Origin of the sequence: Parvibaculum sp. (assembly GCF_049671045.1) — a bacterium.
In the GTDB taxonomy this organism is placed as follows: domain Bacteria; phylum Pseudomonadota; class Alphaproteobacteria; order Parvibaculales; family Parvibaculaceae; genus Parvibaculum.
The window spans coordinates 32,539-51,173 of sequence record NZ_JBATUH010000041.1; the positions used below are offsets into that span (position 1 = coordinate 32,539).

18 protein-coding genes and 2 pseudogenes are annotated in these 18,635 nt (G+C 64.3%); 2 read left to right on the forward strand and 18 right to left on the reverse strand.

Annotated features, from left to right (window positions below):
• Positions 1-156: 156 nt before the first annotated feature.
• The 10 genes from WBG82_RS05130 to WBG82_RS05175 form a co-directional block, all read right to left on the reverse strand.
• The gene (locus WBG82_RS05130; protein WP_424422199.1) at positions 157-1,302 is read right to left on the reverse strand and encodes an L-lactate dehydrogenase; all 1,146 of its coding nucleotides are present in this window, start codon (positions 1,300-1,302) and stop codon (positions 157-159) included.
• Positions 1,299-2,261 carry a prephenate dehydrogenase/arogenate dehydrogenase family protein gene (locus tag WBG82_RS05135; RefSeq protein WP_424422201.1) on the reverse strand — a complete coding sequence of 321 codons (963 nt, stop codon included), beginning with the start codon at positions 2,259-2,261 and terminating at the stop codon, positions 1,299-1,301. The genes WBG82_RS05130 and WBG82_RS05135 overlap by 4 nt, the downstream gene beginning before the upstream one ends.
• Positions 2,262-2,378: 117 nt before the next feature.
• Positions 2,379-4,652 carry a heavy metal translocating P-type ATPase gene (locus tag WBG82_RS05140; RefSeq protein ID WP_424422229.1) on the reverse strand — a complete coding sequence of 758 codons (2,274 nt, stop codon included), beginning with the start codon at positions 4,650-4,652 and terminating at the stop codon, positions 2,379-2,381.
• Between the two features lie 31 nt (positions 4,653-4,683).
• Positions 4,684-5,466: a DUF2189 domain-containing protein gene (locus tag WBG82_RS05145; protein WP_424422204.1), complete on the reverse strand. Its 783-nt coding sequence runs from the start codon at positions 5,464-5,466 to the stop codon at positions 4,684-4,686.
• Positions 5,467-5,509: 43 nt separating this feature from the next.
• Positions 5,510-5,734, reverse strand: coding sequence for a hypothetical protein (locus WBG82_RS05150; RefSeq protein WP_424422207.1), 225 nt, complete (start codon positions 5,732-5,734; stop codon positions 5,510-5,512).
• Positions 5,731-6,624 carry a cytochrome-c oxidase, cbb3-type subunit III gene (ccoP, locus tag WBG82_RS05155; protein WP_424422210.1) on the reverse strand — a complete coding sequence of 298 codons (894 nt, stop codon included), beginning with the start codon at positions 6,622-6,624 and terminating at the stop codon, positions 5,731-5,733. The genes WBG82_RS05150 and ccoP overlap by 4 nt, the downstream gene beginning before the upstream one ends.
• Complete coding sequence (locus WBG82_RS05160) at positions 6,615-6,785, reverse strand: cbb3-type cytochrome c oxidase subunit 3 (protein WP_424422212.1); 171 nt, start codon at positions 6,783-6,785, stop codon at positions 6,615-6,617. Before WBG82_RS05160 ends, ccoP begins: the two co-directional genes overlap by 10 nt.
• Position 6,786: 1 nt before the next feature.
• Positions 6,787-7,515, reverse strand: coding sequence for a cytochrome-c oxidase, cbb3-type subunit II (gene ccoO / locus WBG82_RS05165; RefSeq protein ID WP_424422215.1), 729 nt, complete (start codon positions 7,513-7,515; stop codon positions 6,787-6,789).
• Between the two features lie 6 nt (positions 7,516-7,521).
• Complete coding sequence (gene ccoN / locus WBG82_RS05170; RefSeq protein ID WP_424422217.1) at positions 7,522-9,177, reverse strand: cytochrome-c oxidase, cbb3-type subunit I; 1,656 nt, start codon at positions 9,175-9,177, stop codon at positions 7,522-7,524.
• Positions 9,178-9,562: 385 nt separating this feature from the next.
• Positions 9,563-11,071 carry a flavin-containing monooxygenase gene (locus WBG82_RS05175; RefSeq protein WP_424422220.1) on the reverse strand — a complete coding sequence of 503 codons (1,509 nt, stop codon included), beginning with the start codon at positions 11,069-11,071 and terminating at the stop codon, positions 9,563-9,565.
• A gap of 116 nt (positions 11,072-11,187) precedes the next feature.
• Here WBG82_RS05175 and WBG82_RS05180 point away from each other — a divergent pair.
• Positions 11,188-11,651, forward strand: a pseudogene (locus WBG82_RS05180) (DUF2190 family protein).
• Between the two features lie 97 nt (positions 11,652-11,748).
• Positions 11,749-12,378: a hypothetical protein gene (locus tag WBG82_RS05185; protein ID WP_424422223.1), complete on the forward strand. Its 630-nt coding sequence runs from the start codon at positions 11,749-11,751 to the stop codon at positions 12,376-12,378.
• A 232-nt stretch (positions 12,379-12,610) separates the two neighbouring features.
• Here the strand turns inward: WBG82_RS05185 and WBG82_RS05190 are convergent, their stop codons facing one another.
• From WBG82_RS05190 to WBG82_RS05225, 8 genes and pseudogenes are all read right to left on the reverse strand, one after another.
• Positions 12,611-13,588, reverse strand: coding sequence for a nucleotidyl transferase AbiEii/AbiGii toxin family protein (locus WBG82_RS05190; RefSeq protein WP_325407429.1), 978 nt, complete (start codon positions 13,586-13,588; stop codon positions 12,611-12,613).
• Positions 13,589-14,398: a transcriptional regulator gene (locus WBG82_RS05195; protein ID WP_325407431.1), complete on the reverse strand. Its 810-nt coding sequence runs from the start codon at positions 14,396-14,398 to the stop codon at positions 13,589-13,591.
• 290 nt (positions 14,399-14,688) lie between these two features.
• Positions 14,689-14,997, reverse strand: coding sequence for a DUF736 domain-containing protein (locus WBG82_RS05200; RefSeq protein ID WP_325407433.1), 309 nt, complete (start codon positions 14,995-14,997; stop codon positions 14,689-14,691).
• Between the two features lies 1 nt (position 14,998).
• Positions 14,999-15,301, reverse strand: coding sequence for a DUF2274 domain-containing protein (locus WBG82_RS05205; protein ID WP_325407435.1), 303 nt, complete (start codon positions 15,299-15,301; stop codon positions 14,999-15,001).
• A 5-nt stretch (positions 15,302-15,306) separates the two neighbouring features.
• Positions 15,307-16,575 (reverse strand): TrbI/VirB10 family protein, encoded by a 1,269-nt coding sequence (locus WBG82_RS05210; RefSeq protein WP_325407437.1) that lies wholly within the window; start codon positions 16,573-16,575, stop codon positions 15,307-15,309.
• Positions 16,576-16,584: 9 nt separating this feature from the next.
• A complete protein-coding gene (trbG, locus tag WBG82_RS05215; RefSeq protein WP_325407438.1) occupies positions 16,585-17,604 on the reverse strand; it encodes a P-type conjugative transfer protein TrbG in 1,020 nt (339 codons plus the stop codon).
• Positions 17,605-17,620: 16 nt separating this feature from the next.
• Entirely contained in the window at positions 17,621-18,319 is a 699-nt protein-coding gene (trbF, locus tag WBG82_RS05220; RefSeq protein ID WP_325407440.1) for a conjugal transfer protein TrbF, read from the reverse strand.
• Positions 18,319-18,635 (reverse strand): annotated as a pseudogene (locus WBG82_RS05225) (P-type conjugative transfer protein TrbL); the annotation flags it as partial. The gene trbF and the pseudogene WBG82_RS05225, both read right to left, overlap by 1 nt.

An 18,635-nucleotide genomic window follows, 5' to 3' on the forward strand; every position in this document is an offset into this window, starting at 1 on the left:
GCTCTCCCGGATTGAACCTCACGAGGCTAATACGCCCCGCCGCCAATGCAACCGCGTCGCCTGCATTGGTATCGCCCGCGCGAGCCCAGGCCCTGCGCGGAACGGCAATTCCGTCAACGGATCATGCCTGCCTGCCGGGCCTGAGCCTTCACGCCCTCAGCGGACGAGAAGGTCCCGCCCCGCCTTCCTGACATCCGTGCAGCCCGTGAGCGCCATCGCCACCTCAAGCTCGCGCTGAAGCGTCGTCAGCATGGCGCGAACGCCCGCCTCGCCGCCGCCCGCAAGCGCATAGGCCCATGCCCTGCCGATCATGACGGAGCGCGCGCCAAGCGCCAGCGCCTTCAGCACATCGAGGCCCGAGCGCACGCCGCCATCCATCAGCACCGTCGCGCGCTCGCCGACAGCCTCGACGATGGGCGGCAGCGCCTCCACCGTCGACGGCACGCCATCGAGCTGGCGGCCGCCATGATTGGAGACGACGATGCCGCTCGCGCCGGCCTCGACGGCAAGGCGCGCATCCTCGGCATCGAGAATGCCCTTGATGACGATCGGCCCGTCCCAGCGCTCGCGCACCCACTCCAGATCGCGCCAGCTCACGCTCGGATCGAAATTGCGGCCGAGCCACATGGCGAAATCGTTGGTGCCCTTCGCATTCGGCATGGCGCTCGCCAGATTGCCGAAAGTGGCCGGGCCGCCATTGAGCATCACATCCCAGAGCCAGAAGGGATGGCAGGCGCCATCGGCGGCGCGCCTGAGCTTGTCGAGAAGCGAAAGCTCGCCCGAAAGCCCGGAGCGCACATCGCGGTAGCGCGCGCCCGGCACCGGCAGATCGACCGTGAAGATGAGCACGGGCGAGCCCGCCGCCTTGGCGCGCTCGAGCACGGCCGACATGAAGCCGCGATCCTTGATCATGTAGAGCTGGAACCAGAGCGGCTTGCTGATCGCGGCGCTCACCTCCTCGATCGAGCAGATGCTGACCGTCGAGAGACAGAACGGCAGGCCGGCCGCATCCGCCGCGCGGGCGGCCTGCACCTCGCCCCGCCTCGCATAGAGCCCGGCCATGCCGACCGGTGCGAGAAGGATCGGCATGGCGAGCTTCTGGCCGAAAATCTCGGTCGAGAGATCGAGCTTCGACACATCGGTCAGCACGCGCTGGCGCAGCGCCACGCGCTCCATGTCCCCGACATTGCGCGCCAGCGTCGTCTCCGCATAGGAGCCGCCATCGATATAGTCGAAGAACATGCGCGGCAGACGCCGCCTGGCCCGCATGCGCCAGTCGGAAACAGATGCCGGTTGCGTCATTCCTGTCTCTCCCCACTCACGCCCGATGGCTCGGGCCGCGAAATGCGGTCAGTATACGACAGGCCGGGGCCGCGACATATGCCCGTCGCGCCATTCCTGTCGGGGCCTGCCAGCCTTTGCGCCGCGTCGAGAAAGCGCGCCCGCATCTCGCCCGCAAAGGGGTTCTCGCGCGTGATCGCCCTGTAAAGCTCATCCGTATCATGACGAACGGAGGCAACCATCCGCATCATGTGCTCGAAGGTCGGCGTCGTGTGGTCGAGCGGGGGCAAATCCATGGCGAGGATGACGCGCGAGAGGAGATGGGTGAGCCCCTGCACATAGGCCATCTGGCGGTCGTGGCGCTCGGGCGTCGTCGGGAAGGCATCGAGGCCGAGCACGGCCTTCAGAAAGCGCCGAACGAGAACGTCGCGCCGCCCCCGCGCGCGGCAGACGGCGATCCGCAGGCCGCTTATGCCGCCCTTCCCGCTTTGCGGGCCGAAGAGCGGATGCGTGCCGACGATATCGACATGGGGTGGCAGCGCCGCGTCGAGGATCTCGAGCGGCCTCACCTTGAGCGAGCAGACATCAACGACAAGGGCGCCGGGCCTGAGCAGCGGCGCGATGGAACGCGCCACTTCGCCCAGCGCCGAAAGCGGCACGGCGAGCACCACCACCTCCTGCCGCGCGGCGGTTTCGAGATCGGCGCGGCGGGCACGCTCGGGAAGGCGCATGGCCTCGACATGCGGCCCCGCATCATGGAGCGAGAGATCGAAATGGCGCGCGAGATGCGGGATCGCAAAGGCGCCGAAGGCGCCAATGCCGATGATGCCCATGCCTGGCCGTGGAGGAGGAAGACCCGCCAGGTGTGGCGGCCTTGGGCGCGCATCGATGGAAAATTCGGCTTGATCTGGCATTTTTCTCGTCCTGTCTGGCCGCCAGGACGGATATGCACAAACGAAAATGCCGCCTGACGGCGGCATGTTTCGAACATAGGTGATCGACCTGCCGCTCCTATGGGAACAGCCGGTAATAGGAACGGAGCGCGTGCGAGGTCTCGATCATCATGGGCGGGGATCATCGACTTTTTGGCTCGCCCGTCAAGCCCTTCCCGAAACCCCCTGTCCGGCGCTCCCGAGGCGGGAGATCGGCGCGAGGGCCGCGCGGGAGCGCGCCCGCGCCTTGCCTGGGGGTCGCAGCCGCAGCGCATTCGCGACCACGGCGATGGAGGAACCCGACATCGCCAGCGCCGCCACGAGAGGCGTGACATGGCCAAGGATCGCGACCGGCAGCGCGACGGCGTTGTAGGCAACGGCCAGCGCGAAATTCTGCCGGACGAGACGCCCCGCGGCGCGCGATATGGCGAGCGTCAGCGGAACCGCGTCGAGGCTCTCATGAAGGAAGACGAAATCCGCCGCATTGCGCCCGACATCGGCGGCGCTCGCAGGCGCCATGGAGACATGCGCGGCGGCAAGCGCGGGCGTGTCGTTGAGGCCGTCGCCCACCATCATCACCTTGCGACCGGCGGCGCCCAACGCGGCGATGCGCGCGGCCTTCTCTCCCGGCAGGACGCCCGCCTCGAAATCGCCGATCCCGACCTCGCCCGCAAGGCGCCGCACGGCCGGCAGATTGTCGCCCGAGATGATCGAGACGGCGAGCCCTCGGGCCCGAAGCTCGGCGATCGCTTCTCTCGCCCCCGGCCGCAGGGCGTCGTCGAAATGAAAGGCTTCCATGAGTTGCCCGTTCTTCGAGAGCGCAGCGCCCGCCTCCTCCGGCGCGGGCGAGAGCCCGCCCGACGTCTCGAGCACCCAGTCCGTCCGGCCGAGACGGAACACATCGCCGCCGCTACGAGCTTCGAGGCCGAAGCCCGGAAACTCCCGAACGCTGTCGAGCGGGGCCGAGGCGATGCCTGCCGCCGAAGCCGCCGCCGCGAGCGCCCGCGAGCAGGGGTGCAGCGAACGGACGGCCATGCCCGCCGCAATCGCCAAATTCGCGCGGCTGACAGTCGCGGCCCCGCCAAGGCTCAACTCGCCGCGCGTCAGCGTGCCGGTCTTGTCGAAGACGACCGTATCGACCTCGTCGAGCCGCTCCATCGCCGAGCCGTCCCTCACCATGACGCCGCTCTCGAACAGCCGCCGCGCCGCCACGACCTGCACCATCGGCACGGCGAGCCCCAGCGCGCAGGGGCAGGTGATGATGAGAACCGCGACCGCGATCGTCACCGCGCGGTGAAAATCTCCACTCGCGACCATCCAGCCGATGAAGCTCAAAAGCGCGGCGAGATGTACGACGGGCGCATAGAGCCGCGAGGCCCGGTCGGCGAGACGGCGATAGGCCCCGCGCCCTGCTTCGGCGGCCTCCATGAGGCGCACCATTTCGGCGAGGAATGAGTCCTTCGCGGCGGCTGCGGCCTCGAGCGTGAGCGGCCCGGTGAGGTTGAGCGTTCCGGCCCGAACCATCGCTCCCGGCGCGACCGCGAGCGGCATGCTCTCACCCGAGACGAGCGAATTGTCGAGATCGGACGCGCCATCGACGACGCGCGCATCGACGGGAACCCGCTCGCCTGCCGCGAGCAGGATCGTCATTCCGGGCGCGATTTCATCGACCGGCAGATAATCGCGCGATCCGTCGGCCTGCCGGACCATGGCGCCCCGCGCAGCGAGCGCCGCCAGCCCCTTCACCGCCACTCGCGCCTTCTCGCGCATCAGATGATCGAGCGTGCGCCCGATAAGCAGGAAAAAGAGAAGCGTGACCGACGCATCGAAATAGGCCTCCTGGCCATGATGGATCGTGTCGTAAAGGCTCATGGCGAAGGCCACCAGCACGCCGATCGAGATCGGCACATCCATATTCGCCTGTCCGTGCCTCAGGCTGTTCCACGCCGAGCGGAAGAAGATGCGGCCCGAAAAGGCGAGCACGGGAAGCGCGATGACGGCCGAAATCCAGTGAAATATGTCGCGCGTCGCGGGCTCCGCCCCCGACCACACCGAAACCGAGAGCAGCATGATGTTGCCCGCCGCGAAGCCCGCAATGGCGAGCGCGCGCAAGAGTTCCGAATAGGTGTGATCCTTCTCCTCCGCGCTCATGTCGTGGAGATGGGCCTCATAGCCCATGCCCCGCAGCGCCTCGAGAAGCGGTGGCGCGTCCGCGCTCTCCCGCCAGCGCACCGCGACCCGCTTCGTCGAAAGATTGACGCGCACATGCTCCACGCCGGCAAGCGCACTGAGGCCCGCTTCTATGGTGCGGATGCAGCCGCCGCAATGAATGCCGGGGACGGAGATATCGGTCTGGCGCAGGTCGTCGCCGACGGCGCGGCTTGCCAGCAGCATCTCTCCGTCAGAGGGGGATAGCCCCCTGGCTCCGCCGCGCGGCATGCTGCCCTTGCCCGATGTTTCCATCGCTTCGCTATTGCACCGCCTTGTATGCATGCCAGCTCGCATGGCCGAGCAGCGGGAAGACGATGACGAGGCCGAGAAGGCCGCTCGCCAGGCTGGCGGTGAAGAGCGCCGCCACGATGAGGCCCCAGCAGATCATCACCGGCAGATTGTTCCAGACGAGCACCATGCTGGTGCCCATGGCGGTGAGCGCATCCACGCGCTGATCGAGCAGCATGGGAATGGCGAAGATGCTGATGGAGAAGGAGAAGGCGGCAAAGAGGCTCCCGACCAGCGTGCCGACGACGAGCATGGACCAGCCGACAGGTGTCGTGAACAGCATCGGCGCGATGTGATCGAGCCCGGGGAAAGGCCGCACGCCAAAAAACAGCGCATAGATGATGACGGCGGCGCGCATCCACAAGAGCATCAGCAGACAGAGCAGCGCGCCGGCAAAGACGATCTGCCCCCTGGACTTCGCGCGAACGAGGATCATGCCGCCGAGCGAAACCTTTTCGTTGCGCGCAAGGCGGCGGCTCTTCTCGTAAAGGCCGACGGCGAGGATCGGCCCCACCACCAGGAAGCCTGAAAGCGCCGGGAAGAGAACATGATCCCAGCCAAGCGCGAACATGGCTCCGATGACGAGGAACGATGTGAGCAGCACGACGAGACCATAGGCAAGGCTCGGCCCCGGCTGCGTGGCGAGATCCCGCCAGCCTGCGCGCAGCCACTCGAACGCCGCGCCCAGAGGCAGATCGCGCCTGTAGCTTTTCTCCGGCGCGAGCGGAGGAACAATGGGCGGAAGTCGGGTCATGATCGCCTCCACTTGATCGGTCGCGTTTTTCGGGCGGGTCGTTTCAGCATGCGGAGCCTGCGGCGCTGAAGGAATTGCCGCCGGGCGCCTTTTCACTCGCCTTGACATGGGGCACGCAATCCGGCTGCGACTTGACGGCCACATAAACGAGATGCGCATTGGCAAGAAGGACGAACAGCACGCCCGCCGCCACGGCCGAAGTGACGAGAAAGATCGTCTTCGCGCGGGAGGATTTCACGGGCCAGCCGCTCCCTTCATGCACGCTCATGGCTTTCCGGAGCCGAGATCCAGAATGTAGAGCGTCAGGATCTTCCGGTCGACATCCGACAGCCTCTGCTCCCAGTTCGGCATGTGCCCCTGCCGGCCGCCATAGACCGTGGTGAAGACGGACTGCCGGTCGCCGCCATAGAGCCAGAAATGATCCGTGAGGTTGGGCGCGCCGAGATCGGTATTGCCCTTCCCGTCCACACCATGACAGGAGGCGCAATTCTTCTCGAAAACCTCCTTGCCCGCCGCCACATGGGCACCCCTGGGGGCACCCTCCGGGCCGGTCGCAAGCGCAGGATCGGAGAGCGAGCGGACATAGGCGACGACATCGAGAATGGCGTCGCGGCCCAGCATTCCATCGCGCCCGAAGGCAAGCATCTGGCTCGACCGCGTTTCCTCATGCGGGGAATTGATGCCGACGCGGATCGTCTCGCTCACCGCCTCCGCGCTGCCGCCCCAGAGCCAGGCGCCATCCCTCAAATTGGGGAAACCCTTGCCGCCCCGCGCATCGGTGCCATGACAGACGGCGCAATTATCGCCATAGAGCGTTCGGCCCGTCTCGCGAACCGCGCGCATCAATGCAGGGTCGGCCTGAATATCGGCGAAGCTCGCGCTCTCGATCTTCGCGGTCCATGCGGCCCGGTCGCTCGCCGCCTGCTTCAGATCGGCATCGACGCCGGAATGCTGGGTCACGCCGAGCAGACCTCTCGTATAGCCGACGCCGTACGGCCATGCGGGCATGAGCAGCCAATAGCCGACCGCGAAAGCGAAGGCCAGGATCAGGAAGAAATAGACCACGCGGGGAACCGGCGTATTGAGTTCCTTGATGCCGTTCCATTCATGGCCGGTCATCATCTGCCCCGTGTGGCGGTCGCGCTCGCCTATCGACATGGCGTGTCCTCATTGTCGAGAATGTCGTTCGCCGCGCGGTCGAATTGCGCCTGCTTCGACGGCCAGAAGGCATAGGCCACTGCGACGAGCGACATTGCGATGAGATAGAAAAGCCCGAACGACTTGGCGAAGGCGACCAGCGTTCCGTGATCGAGGTCCATTCTATTCGCCTCCCGCCGGGGTCTTCTGCGCCGCATCCGTCAGCCGGCCGAGAATCTGGAGATAAGCGACGAGCGCGTCCATTTCCGTGACGCGGGCCGGATCGCCGTCAAAGACGCGGACATTGGTGGCCTCGCCATAACGCGCGGTCACACCGGCCGCCTTGTCGCTGTCGGGCTCGGCCTGGGCGATCGCATCCTCGGCGGCATGAGCTATCATCTCGTCCGTATAGGGAACGCCTACGCTCTTCTGGGTTCTCAGGCGAAGCTCGAGGTCGTCGGTCCGGAGCTCGTTGCGGTTGAGCCAGTTATAGTTCGGCATCACCGATTCCTTCACCACCGAGCGCGGATTGGTGAGATGCGCGACATGCCACTGGTCGGAATATTTGCCGCCGACGCGCGCGAGATCCGGCCCCGTTCTCTTCGAGCCCCAGAGCATCGGGTGATCGTATTTCGATTCGACCGCGAGCGAATATTTCCCGTAGCGCTCCACCTCGTCGCGCAGGGTGCGGATCATCTGCGAATGGCACGCATAGCAGCCCTCGCGGATATAGATGTCGCGTCCCGCAAGCTCGAGCGGCGTATAGACGCGCATGTCGGGCGCGGCCTCGACCGTCTCGTCGATGGTGAAGAGCGGAGCGATCTCGACGAAGCCGCCGATGCTGGCCACCAGAATGATCGCGAGCGCGAAACCGATCGTGTGACGCTCGAGCCTGTAATGGGTGTTGAGCATGTCCGGTCACTCCCCCGCTTCGAGCGCCGCGCCGGCGACGGCCGGAACGGGCACTTCATGTGCGGCGACATCGCTCTTCTCCGGCACCGCGCGAATGGTCATCCAGATGTTGTAGAAGCAGAGCACGGCGCCCGCGAAGAAGATGAGCCCGCCAAAGGCGCGCGCGATGTAATAGGGATGCATCGCGACAAGAGAGTCGATGAAGGAATAGGCGAGCGTTCCGCTGTCGTTATAGGTCCGCCACATCAGCCCCTGAATGATGCCGGAGTTCCACATCGCGAAGACGTAGACGAGCGTGCCGGCAAGGGCGAGCCAGAAATGGACCTCGACAAGCGCCGGCGAAAACATGCGCTCGCGCTTCCAGAGCCACGGCACGAGATTGTAGAAGGTGCCGAATGTGATCATCGACACCCAGCCGAGCGTGCCTGCGTGAACATGGCCGACGGTCCAGTCGGTGTAATGCGATAGCGCATTGACGGGCCTGATCGCCATGAACGATCCCTCGAAGGTGGAGAGCCCGTAAAAGACGGCGGCGACCATCATGAAGCGCAGCGTGGCGTCGTCGCGCACGCGCTCCCATGCGCCGTTCAGCGTGAGCAGCGCATTGCCCGCCGCGATCCATGACGGCACGAGGAGCATGAGCGAGAAGGTCATGCCGAGCGTCTGCACCCATTGGGGCAGGGCCGTGTAGTGAAGATGATGGGAGCCCGCCCACATATAGAAGAAGGTGATGCCCCAGAAACCGACGATCGACATGCGGTAGGAATAGATCGGCCGGTTCGCCCTCTTCGGCAGGAAGTAATACATCATGCCGAGGAAGCCGGCGGTGAGGAAGAAGGCGACGGCATTGTGCCCGTACCACCATTCCGTCATCGCATCCTGCACGCCCGCAAAAGCCGAATAGCTCTTGGCATGCGTGAACGAAATGGGCATCGCCAGGTTGTTGATGATGTGCAGCACCGCGACGACGAGGATGAAGGCCATGTAGTACCAGTTGGCCACATAGATGTGCGGCTCCTGACGCCGCGCCAGCGTGCGCAGATAGAGCAGGAAATAGACGACCCAGACGATCACCAGCCAGATATCCGCATACCATTCCGGCTCGGCATATTCCTTGGACTGCGTAATGCCCATGAGATAGCCGCTGGCGGCGAGGATGCAGAACAGATTGAAGCCGAGCAGAACGAACCAGGGGCTGAACTGATCGGGGAGGCGCGCCCGCGATGTCCGCTGCACGACATGGAACGATGTGGCGATGAGCGCATTGCCGCCGAAGCCGAAGATGACGCCCGTCGTGTGTACCGGCCGCAGGCGCCCGAAGCTCGCCCATGCCGCATCGAACGTCATTTCCGGATAGGCGAGCAGCCATGCGACCCAGTCGCCGACGAACATGCCGACCATGGCCCAGATCATGGCGAAGATGATGCCCGCTCTGGTCGGGTCGTCGTAATATTGCGTGAGCCGCACCTTATCCGGCTCCGGCGCGTAGTAGCCGGATATGACCGCCGACATCGCCACGATGCTGAAGACCATGACGACGAAGCCCTGACCGCCCAGCGGATCTGAGCGGCCCGCTATCGCCATCACAAGCCCGCAAACCGTGAGCAGTATCAGCGTGGCGATCGCGGCTTGTCTTTCGCCCAATGTCAGTCGTGAGATCATGTCGACCTGCTCTGCCTGTGCCGGGCGCCTGCGCCCCTGCAAGTTCAAAATGGTCCGATATGCCGCCTCCGGATGAAGCGGGCCCGACGATGGTAACCGGATTTCATCTGCGACCGGAAGAGCCGGACACACACGCCCCGGCATGCCCCGGCGCCGGTGTGAGCCGGGGTCATGTTGCCGCGCCGCCCCTCAAAGAGGCATTTGATATGCGCAATATCAAACGGCTCTGCGCGAACATCAACAAGACCTTCGCCAGTGCGACGAAATGTGCCGCTCCGGACTTCATCGCCCCCCGAGCACAAAAAAAACCGCCGCAACCTTGCAGGGCTGCGGCGGCTCCATGTCGTGGCGCGGGCGGCGGGGCGGTCAGCCCCGCCATCCTGTCTCATTCATAGACGAAGGAGGCTTCATCGAGGTCGATTTCCGGCAGCTCGTCCTTCTCGAGCCAGTAGTCCTGCGTGTGCTGCCATTCGGGCTTGTCGCCGCGCTTCGGCAGGAGATGCATGCCGCGCATGAGATAGCCCGGATTGAAGTTCTCCGCGTCGATCCAGGGGAGCAAGGGCATGTCCTTGTCCTCGGGCCGGAGAGCGACCGTCACTTTCTCCGCGCCCTTCTCCTTCATGTGATTCAGCAGACGGCAGACGAAATCGCCGAGAAGATCCACACGAAGCGTCCAGCTCGCGCGGAAATAGCCGAAGACCCAGACCATGTTGGGCACGCCGGTGAACATCATGCCGCGATAGGTGACGGTCTCGGAGAAATCGAGCGGCTTGCCGTCGATTTCAAAGCCGATGTCGCCGAGCACGCTGAGATTGAAGCCCGTCGCCGTGATGATGATGTCGGCTTCGAGTTCCTTGCCCGATTTGAGCAGAATGCCCTTCTCGGTGAAGCGGTCGATCTCGTCGGTGACGACCGATGCCTTGCCGGACGCGATACCCTGGAAGATATCGCCATCGGGCACGAATGCGACACGCTGCTGCCAGGGCCGGTAGCGCGGCGTGAAGTTCTTTTCGACTTCTTCCTTCGGAAGGAACATGCCGACCGCGGCGAGCAATTCCTGCTTCACAACTTCCGGCTCCTCGAAGGAGCGGCGCGCAAATTCCGCCTGGTCGTGAAGAACCTTGCGGCGCGTGATCTCATGGATCCACTCTTCGTCGACCTTGAGCATACGAAGCTGATCGGCAAGCTCGTTCGCGTTGCGGCCCGGGATGAAATAGGTCGGCGAACGCTGAAGCAGCGTCACATGCCCGCAATCTCCGGCGATGGCCGGCACGAGCGTCGCCGCCGTGGCGCCCGAACCGATGACGATGACCTTCTTGCCCTTGTAGTCGAGATCTTCGGGCCAGGTCTGCGGATGGATGATCTGCCCACGGAACTTATCCATATCCGCCCATTCAGGCGTGTAGCCCTCGGAGTGACGGTAATAGCCCTGGCACATCCAGAGGAAGTTCGCGGTGATGTGCACCGCTTCATCCGTGTCGGTCCTGCGCGCCTCGATCGTCCAGCGCTTGTCCTTGCTGGACCAGCTTGCCGAGAGGATCTTGTGGCGGTAGCGGATGTGGCGGGCGAGATCGTTCTCGTCGATCACCTCGCCCATATAGGTGAGGATCTCTTGCGCCGTGGCGATGGGTGTGCCCGTCCACGGCTTGAAGCGATAGCCGAAAGTGTAGAGATCGCTGTCCGAGCGGACGCCCGGATAGCGGTGCATGCGCCACGTGCCGCCATAATTGTCGAGCCCCTCGAGCACGACGAAGCTCGTCCCCGGGCATTGCTGGGTGAGGTGATAGGCGGCGCCGATGCCGGAAATGCCCGCCCCCACGATCAGCACGTCGAAATGTTCGGTCTTGCCCGGCGCGGCGGCCGCGGGCCTCTCTAGCGTCTGTGTCCCTGTCATGAGCCTTGCTCTTTCTTCTTGTTGACGCATGGCCGGGGCTCAGCCCTGACGGCCATGTGGATATTGAATTGTCAAAACTGACAATCTGTCCGTCAATTAATATCTGAAAACGCCGCATGTCAAAATTGCCGCAGGGGGGCAGCAGGGGGGCACGAGGGCCAGCGCGGCCTTCGCCTCAAGGCACGCGATCCGCTATCATTCGGCGCGTGCCGGGGGCAGGTACATTGGGCCACAGACGTCCATCATGTCGCGTTTCAGTACCCCGAATCGCTCCTCCCGCCCCCGCGGGCGGCATCGCCTCGGGCGACGCGCTGATCGTCGGCAGCATCTTCGGCATCGCCGCCTATTCCTCGGCCGAGGGCGACCCCGTCGAACTCTCAACCACCGGCGTGTTCCAGCTGCCAAAGGCCAGCGCCGCGGTCCTCACCTCGGCGCGCGCGTGGCGTGGGACGACACGGCGAAGGCAGTGACCACCCCCGGCCGCGGGGCCTTCCCCATAGGGGTGGCGGTGGACGCCGCAGGGAACGGTGTCACCAGCGCTGCGGTGCGGCTGGATGGCGTGGCGACGGCAGCGGCGTGATCCCGCGGACTGTTTGTTGAGGTGACGGAGGCGGGTAGATAAAAATTGCTAGGGGCCTCGGCGCTCCGGATAGGACACCACGAACAAGGAGCACCGATTGGACCTCGACATCCCGCACCTGCTCACCGGCCTGGCCGCGCGCAGGCCTGTCTTTCATTCGGAGGCTGACCTCCAGCATGAGCTGGCGTGGCGCCTGCGAGAAGTTCACCCCGAGCTTCAGGTGCGCCTCGAATACCCGCTCGCCCATCCGAGCAATGCGGCCATCGACATCCTGATCAAGAATGGCAGTGAGGAGATGGCGCTGGAACTGAAGTACCTTTGTCAGCACGTCGAGCATGTGATCGATGGCGAGCAGTTCGCGCTCAAGCCACAGGGCGCACAAGACATTCGGCGTTACGACGTGCTGAAGGATATCGGGCGCATGGAGCAATTCCTGGCCGCCCGACCCGCCGCCTCTGCCGCCGTCCTCGTGCTGAGCAACGACCCCTCCTATTGGATAGGGCCGAAGCGCGACGGCACATGCGATGCCGCGTTCGCGCTGCGTGAGGGTCGGACGGTGACGGGCATGCTGGATTGGGCGGATCACGCCGGGCCGGGCACGAAACGCGGACGGGAATCGTCCATCGCGCTCCAGGGCGCCTATGCCATGAACTGGCGGGATTATTCCCGCATTGACGCGCGCTTCGGGGAGTTCCGCTATCTCTACGTCCCGGTCGAGCGCCCATGACACGGGCCGCCAGCGTTCTGTTGACACAGTGTTGACACGGGCTTGGAACGCAAAAGGCCTCCCGTGCGGGAGGCCCTTAAGCGGCTGTATTCTTTGAGAGATTTGGTTGCGGGGGCCCGCAACCAACGATACTTGCGATTGACGGAATGTGAGATTCCGAGAACGCGAACAAGATTTGACTGAGTTCGCTGTCGCCGACTTGAACCAAATGACGCAGTTTGACCTTTGGCATCTATCGGTCCAATCCCCGATGTTTCCGAACATGCTGACATTTCCAGGCGAGCATCGGCATGGCACCAATGCTCGTCCGTATCTCAGGTGCCACATCAAGCAGATCAGGGTTGATCTCACTGCGGTCGAGAACGCCATCGAGAAAATCCCGCTCGTTCGCGGTCAGATCAAATAAAAGTACAAATCGCTCCCGGCAGAGCGCAACCGTCTCCTCGATCCACGCATCGATCTCGTCTTTGCCGCCGAAGTAACCGCGCGGCAGGCAGATCATAAGTTTCTGACGAAGCTCCCGCGGGTCGCCCTTGATCGCGTCGGTCGAAACCGCTCGCCAATCCCGGCGCGCGCAGGCGCCGAACGCGAGAAACGCGGCTTTGATGTTCTTCCAGTCCAGTCCCTCAATCGACAGGATACGGCGCGCATCGAAAAGGTCGCGTGCGGCATGGCGATCGAAGAGTGCGACGAGCTTGCCGGCGACGACCTCATGAATATCGAGCACCAGCACGTCGCTTGCACGCACTTCTCCAAGCGCGACCGACGACACGCGGGCGGTGCCGAACAGAGGCTGACGCGCCATGTAGTTCACGTCGAGCTCAAGCGTCGCGTTTCCGCCGAGCGCCGACGCAAAGCGCATGATCCACTTGCCACCGGCATGCTCGTCAGGCTGGCGGCGGATGTCGTATCCTTGGGACGCCAGTAGTCGGCCCAGAGCCGCCTCAAGCTGCGGCCGCTCAGTTTCCATCGCCGCACGATCGAGCGCGCCAACATAGTTGAGGTCGATATCGACCGATAAACGGTCGAGACCGAGATGAAAGACGTTGAGCGCCGTGCCACCCTTGAGAGCGAATTGCTCGCTCAGAATCCGGTCGCGAGCGATCTCCTGCAGGATGTCGAGAAGGCGCATCACCTTCTCGAGCGTGCCGACCTGATGACCGGTCTCGCTGGCGATGCGCTGCAGGGTCTGGGTCGAGGGCGCCGCCATTTACACCCCCTCGAACTGAGACTCTATGACCTCGACGGGCAGGATCACGTTCCACCCCGCGGCCGTCCGGCCTTCGCCCGGTTTGGTGGCTAAGGCGTATCGCGCTTGTCGCGGGGCGAGCGTGTGCAGCTTTTTGAGCGCGGCACTTTCCACACCGAGCCGGTCCTGTTCGCGCTCCAGCCAATATCCCAAGGCGCCGGCCGCCGTCGCGTTGCCGAGCGCGCGTGCATGCCGGACTAAGGCAGCAGCGTCGACGCGGGCGACCAGGTCAAGTGAATTGAAAAGCTCCTCCGCACCGCCGGCAAGATCATACCGATCAAAAAGGTCAGCGATCGTCCGCTCGATCGTCGTTACGCGAACGTCGAGCCCCATGCGATCGACGACCGTAACGCCGTCCATCAGGCTTCCGTTTTTCGAGGCGAAGTCCTGCGGCGGTTTCACGAACCGGCAGGAGAAATCCGCAGTCTCTACGACGCCCGGCTCGCCGGGCGCGATGACCTGCACCTCATGGCCTTCCGTATAAGCACAACCGTGAAGCTCGAGGGCCGAGTGATAGGCGATAACGCCGCCGCGCCGCAGGCGGGACGCCGCCAAGAAACGATCGACCGACCACTTGGCGGAATCGGCATGCTTTGGGACGGACGCGAAAACGCCCCGCGCGATGCGCTTGATATTGCCGGCCCGAAGGTGCTGGGAGAGCATCGCCGTGACCACCTTGTCGTCGGGGCGACGGCCGACCGCGGCGGCATACTCGGCCCGGTCGAAGACCGGCCTGGCGCTGAAAAACGGGGCTGAAACGAGCCGGGACATGATCAAACTTTCTTATAATCGGAAAAAGAAATATATCAGATATGGTTTTACCTCCAATGAAGAAAGTATGTTCGGATAAACACTACTTTGTAAAGTCCGTCTCAAACCATATTTGAAATATAGTCTTCCCCGGAATTTGGAAAGTTCTAAGAGATTCGGCCTCCAAGCCGGCAGGCTAGGCTCGGACCGTCTGGAGCCGGAGCCACTCAAAAGACGTGTCACAAAACCTCGGACCATAGGGCTAACGTCCGAGGTTTTGTTGCATCATCGAACGCCCCACCGGCCCGCGTCTAACCTTCCCGCCGCCTCCAGACGAGATGGGCTTCCTCCCCACCCTCCGCCGGGAACAGCGCCGCATGAACGGGTGCTGCCAGTACCGGATCGTCGAGCCGGACACTCAGATACTCCTTCTCACCGCCCCGCTCCCGCCATGCGGCGCCGACTTCGGAACGACCCACAAACAGCTTGAACGCCGGTGCCCGCTCGCTGTCGCGATTGTCGTTCGGCACGAAGCGCAGCTTCGCGTCGATGGCGAGGGTCCTGATCGTGCCGGACCAGCCGCCTTCCTTTGTCGACGTGAACATCCCGATCACAGACATCTCAATCCTCCTTACTGGTTGGCGGTAACGACACGCGAGGTGCGCGTCCTCTCGAGCCCGGCTTAACGACGCCAGCACCCTCACCTTCCGGCAACTCCTTCCGTGCCTTGGCAAAACCGCGGTCGGCCTCCAGAAAGCTCTGCAGCATGTAGGGAATGAGTTCCGAGACGGACTCCGCCTCGCCATAGGTCTCGCGGTAGAGCGCCGCATAGGTCTGCAGCGCCTTGTTGAGATCGGGTGGCGCGGTGAAGGTGATCTTGACGGGTATACGATCGGGGAGTTTGCCGAGTTTCAGGTCGGGCATGGATGTCATCCTCGGTAAGCGCGCAGGATCAAGTCCTTCTGCACGATGACGCGGATCGGCCAGCCGGGCCTGACCGTGATCGTCGGCTGGATGTTGAGATTCTTCTCGATGAGGCGCTGTCCGGCCTGCGAAACGTTCTGCTGCGTCGACTGACGGATCGCGCGCAGGAGATCGCTTTCCTCGCTGCCGAAACCGAGTTCGGTGCCGACGCCGAGCAGCGTCGCCAGCGCCACGCCCTTGACGAGCGCCCATGTGTGGTAATCGACCTCATCGGCGACGCCGGCATAGCCGGCGGCATCCGTCGCCGGCAGGTTGTCGATCACGATCGAAGAACCATCCGGCATAACGATGCGGTGCCAGACGAGCAGCGCGCGGGACTGGCCGAAAGCGACGACACTGTCGTAACTGCCGATGAGCCTGGACCCTTGCGGGATTAGCAACGTTTTCCCGCTCACCGTATCGAAAATATTCTCCGTGATCTGGGCGACGACAAGGCCCGGCAGATCGGAGTTCAACCCGGTAATCAGGCTCGCGGCGATGACGCTGCCGGCCATGAGTTGATGCGCCGAGACCGGTTCCTGCAGCGCATGAGGGTTATAGATGTCTCGGTCCGGTCCCCGGTTCATAAAATCGAGCTTGCGCTGCTGATGGTTCTGGTCGCGCTCCGGATCGAGAGCGAGACGGTCCTCGACGGCGGCCACAGCTTGAAAGCCTGTGCCCTCTCCCGCATTGGTCACTCCTGTTTGTGGACCCCTCCCCTCGCCGCTTCCGCTCCCCTTCAGTTGAAAGAACACGCCCGCTTCCGCCGCTTGCCGCGCCTGCTGCGCAAGCCGCAATCGTTCGGCGCGGGCGTCGTTCTCCTCGGCGCTCGGCACGAAACTCGGGCGGAGACCCGCATTGTTGTCGATGCCGAGTTCCGCCTCGCGTCTTAGGATCGGGCGGCCAAATTCGCCGGGAAGTGGCGCGCCGAGTGCGGGCACCGGCTTCGGGATCTCGTCATAGCTCTCTGGCAGCGCCGCCAACCCCTCCGCCCTCTCCTTCCGGTCCGGGTGGTAGAGTTCCGAGCCATCCGGTCCCATGAGACGGAAGCTTGAGCCCTCCAGCGCCAGAAAGGCGAGCGCGAAGATCGTCGCCGAGCCCGCCGCCGCGACGCCGATAACGACGCTGCGGCGGAAGCGCGTCACGCGGCGCGGTTTCGCGCGCAGCACCAGCGTTTCGGGATCGACTTTTCCGGGCGGGGGCGTCTGATCGTGCGGCGAGGCGGGACCGGCCATACCTCTCTCCTATCGTCCCGGCCGCAGCCGCGAGGGACGATCATCGCCGGCGCTCGCTACATTATCTGTACGGCTGATGCGCACCACTTGCTGCGGCGCCTCGCCGAGGCGCAGTTCCGCCGCCGCGAAGAGGCGGTCGACAATGTAGTAGTGGCCGCGCATGCGGTAGTTGACGAGTTCACCGCCGCCGGACGGTCCGACGACGAAGAGCGGCGGCGCCTCGCCCTGATCGAGCCGCGCCGGAAATTCGATATAGACTTTCGAACCGTCGTCGAAGGCGCGGAGCGGTCGCCAGGGCGGATCGTCGCCGGTGATCTCGTAGCGAAAACGGAGCGAAGCGAGATCGATACCGCTTGCGATTGTCGATGCCGCTTGCGCCTTCGCATTCCGCGCCTGCAAGGCGAGCAGCTCGTCCCGCGGATAGGCCCAGGAAAGTGCGGCCATGGCCGTCGCCTCGGTGCTCTCAAGCGCCAGACGATAGGCACGTCGATCGGTGGTGATGACGAGATTGGTCTCGAGCCCGGCGGCGAAAGGCTTCACCAACACATGGACGCGTTTGCCGGGGCCGCTGCCGCTTACCGTGTCGCCGATCACCCAGCGTACCGTGTCGCCGGCCGAGACGGCGATGAGTTCCTCGCCCGGCTGCAAAGCGATGTCGCTAACGCGCTCCGGCGCCGCATAGAGCCGGTAGAGCGCGCCTTCGGTGAAGGGATAGACCTGGATCGCATTGATATAGCCATCCCGCATGGGTTCGATCAGCGCCTCCTTGTTGGCGGCCTCGACCCTCTCCGCAGGCGCCCTCTTGTCCGACTTCGGCTTCGCCGTATCCAAAGTCTGCAACTGACCCGGCAGCGGCAAGGGCTCGGGCATGGCGACGATCTCGACGGGTTTCGGGGGCTGAGGCTCGAGCTGTGCCGGTTGCAGATCGGCCGCGTCATAGCGGATCTGGGGCGGTGGCACCTTGTCGGCGCAGGCTGTCAGCACAAGCGCGGAGACGGTCGCCGTAAATACAAGACGGATCGGGGTCATCTAGTCCTCCGTAGGGTCAGGGGGTTTCACCGGGATTGAGTTCGCGCGACCAGTCGAGCGCTTCGACATAAAGACCGAGCGGGTTCTTCCGGAGCGTCTCGGCATCGCGGGGCGTTCGAATGGCGATGGTGAGGATCGCGGTCCAGCGCGTCGTCGCGGCGAGGCTGCCGCGCTCGTAGTGCCGCTCGCGCCATTTTACCTGGAAGGAGCGTTCCGAGACGCGGACGACGCTTGTCACTTCAACGGACACATTGCGCGTGCCGACCGATTTGAAAGGATCGCTCTCACGCGCGAATTCGTTGAGGAAATTCGCCGCGCGGCCGGTCGCATGGTCGTAGGCCTCCAGCCAGCTCTTCCGCAGAACGATCGGATCGGAGGAAAGCGAGCGGACATTCGAGATGAAGCGCGCTAGCACAAAGGCGACCTGCGCGTCGCCCGGCGTGTAGCTCTCGATGGCGGGCCGCACGGCACGGACCTCGCCCGAACGCTCGATCTCGACCACATATGGGGTCACGTGAGACTGCAGCGATTGCCAATAGAGTCCCGCCGAGAGCCCGGCGCTGAGCGCGAGACACCCAAACGCCATTAACCGCCAGTTCCGCGCCTGCACGCGGGCCGCACCGATCCGCTCGTCCCAGGCTTGAGCCGCCTTCTGGTACGGCGTGACCGGTTCGGGGGTCCGGCTATATCGCTCAGCACTACGCTTGAAGAGCATCAGGATCTCCCGTCATCGAAGGAAGGATTGGCGCCGGCACCCGGCCGGTCGCCTTCACGGATCGCCTGCATCGCGGTCTGGGTATGGATGCGGCGGCGCTGCTCGGCGCGGAGACGCCGCGCCCAGTCGGGCGTGCCCGCCGCCATGCTTGATGAAATTCCGGCTGAAGACGACGCGGCCATGCCCGCCGCAGGCCCCATCGCCGATGCACCGGCCGTCGCGGTCCCCATGCCGGTGCCGGCCCGAAGTGCTGAAAGTCCGGCCGAGCTTCCCATTCGGGCGGCTCCGAGCGCCATGCCGCCTGCGAGCGCCGCAC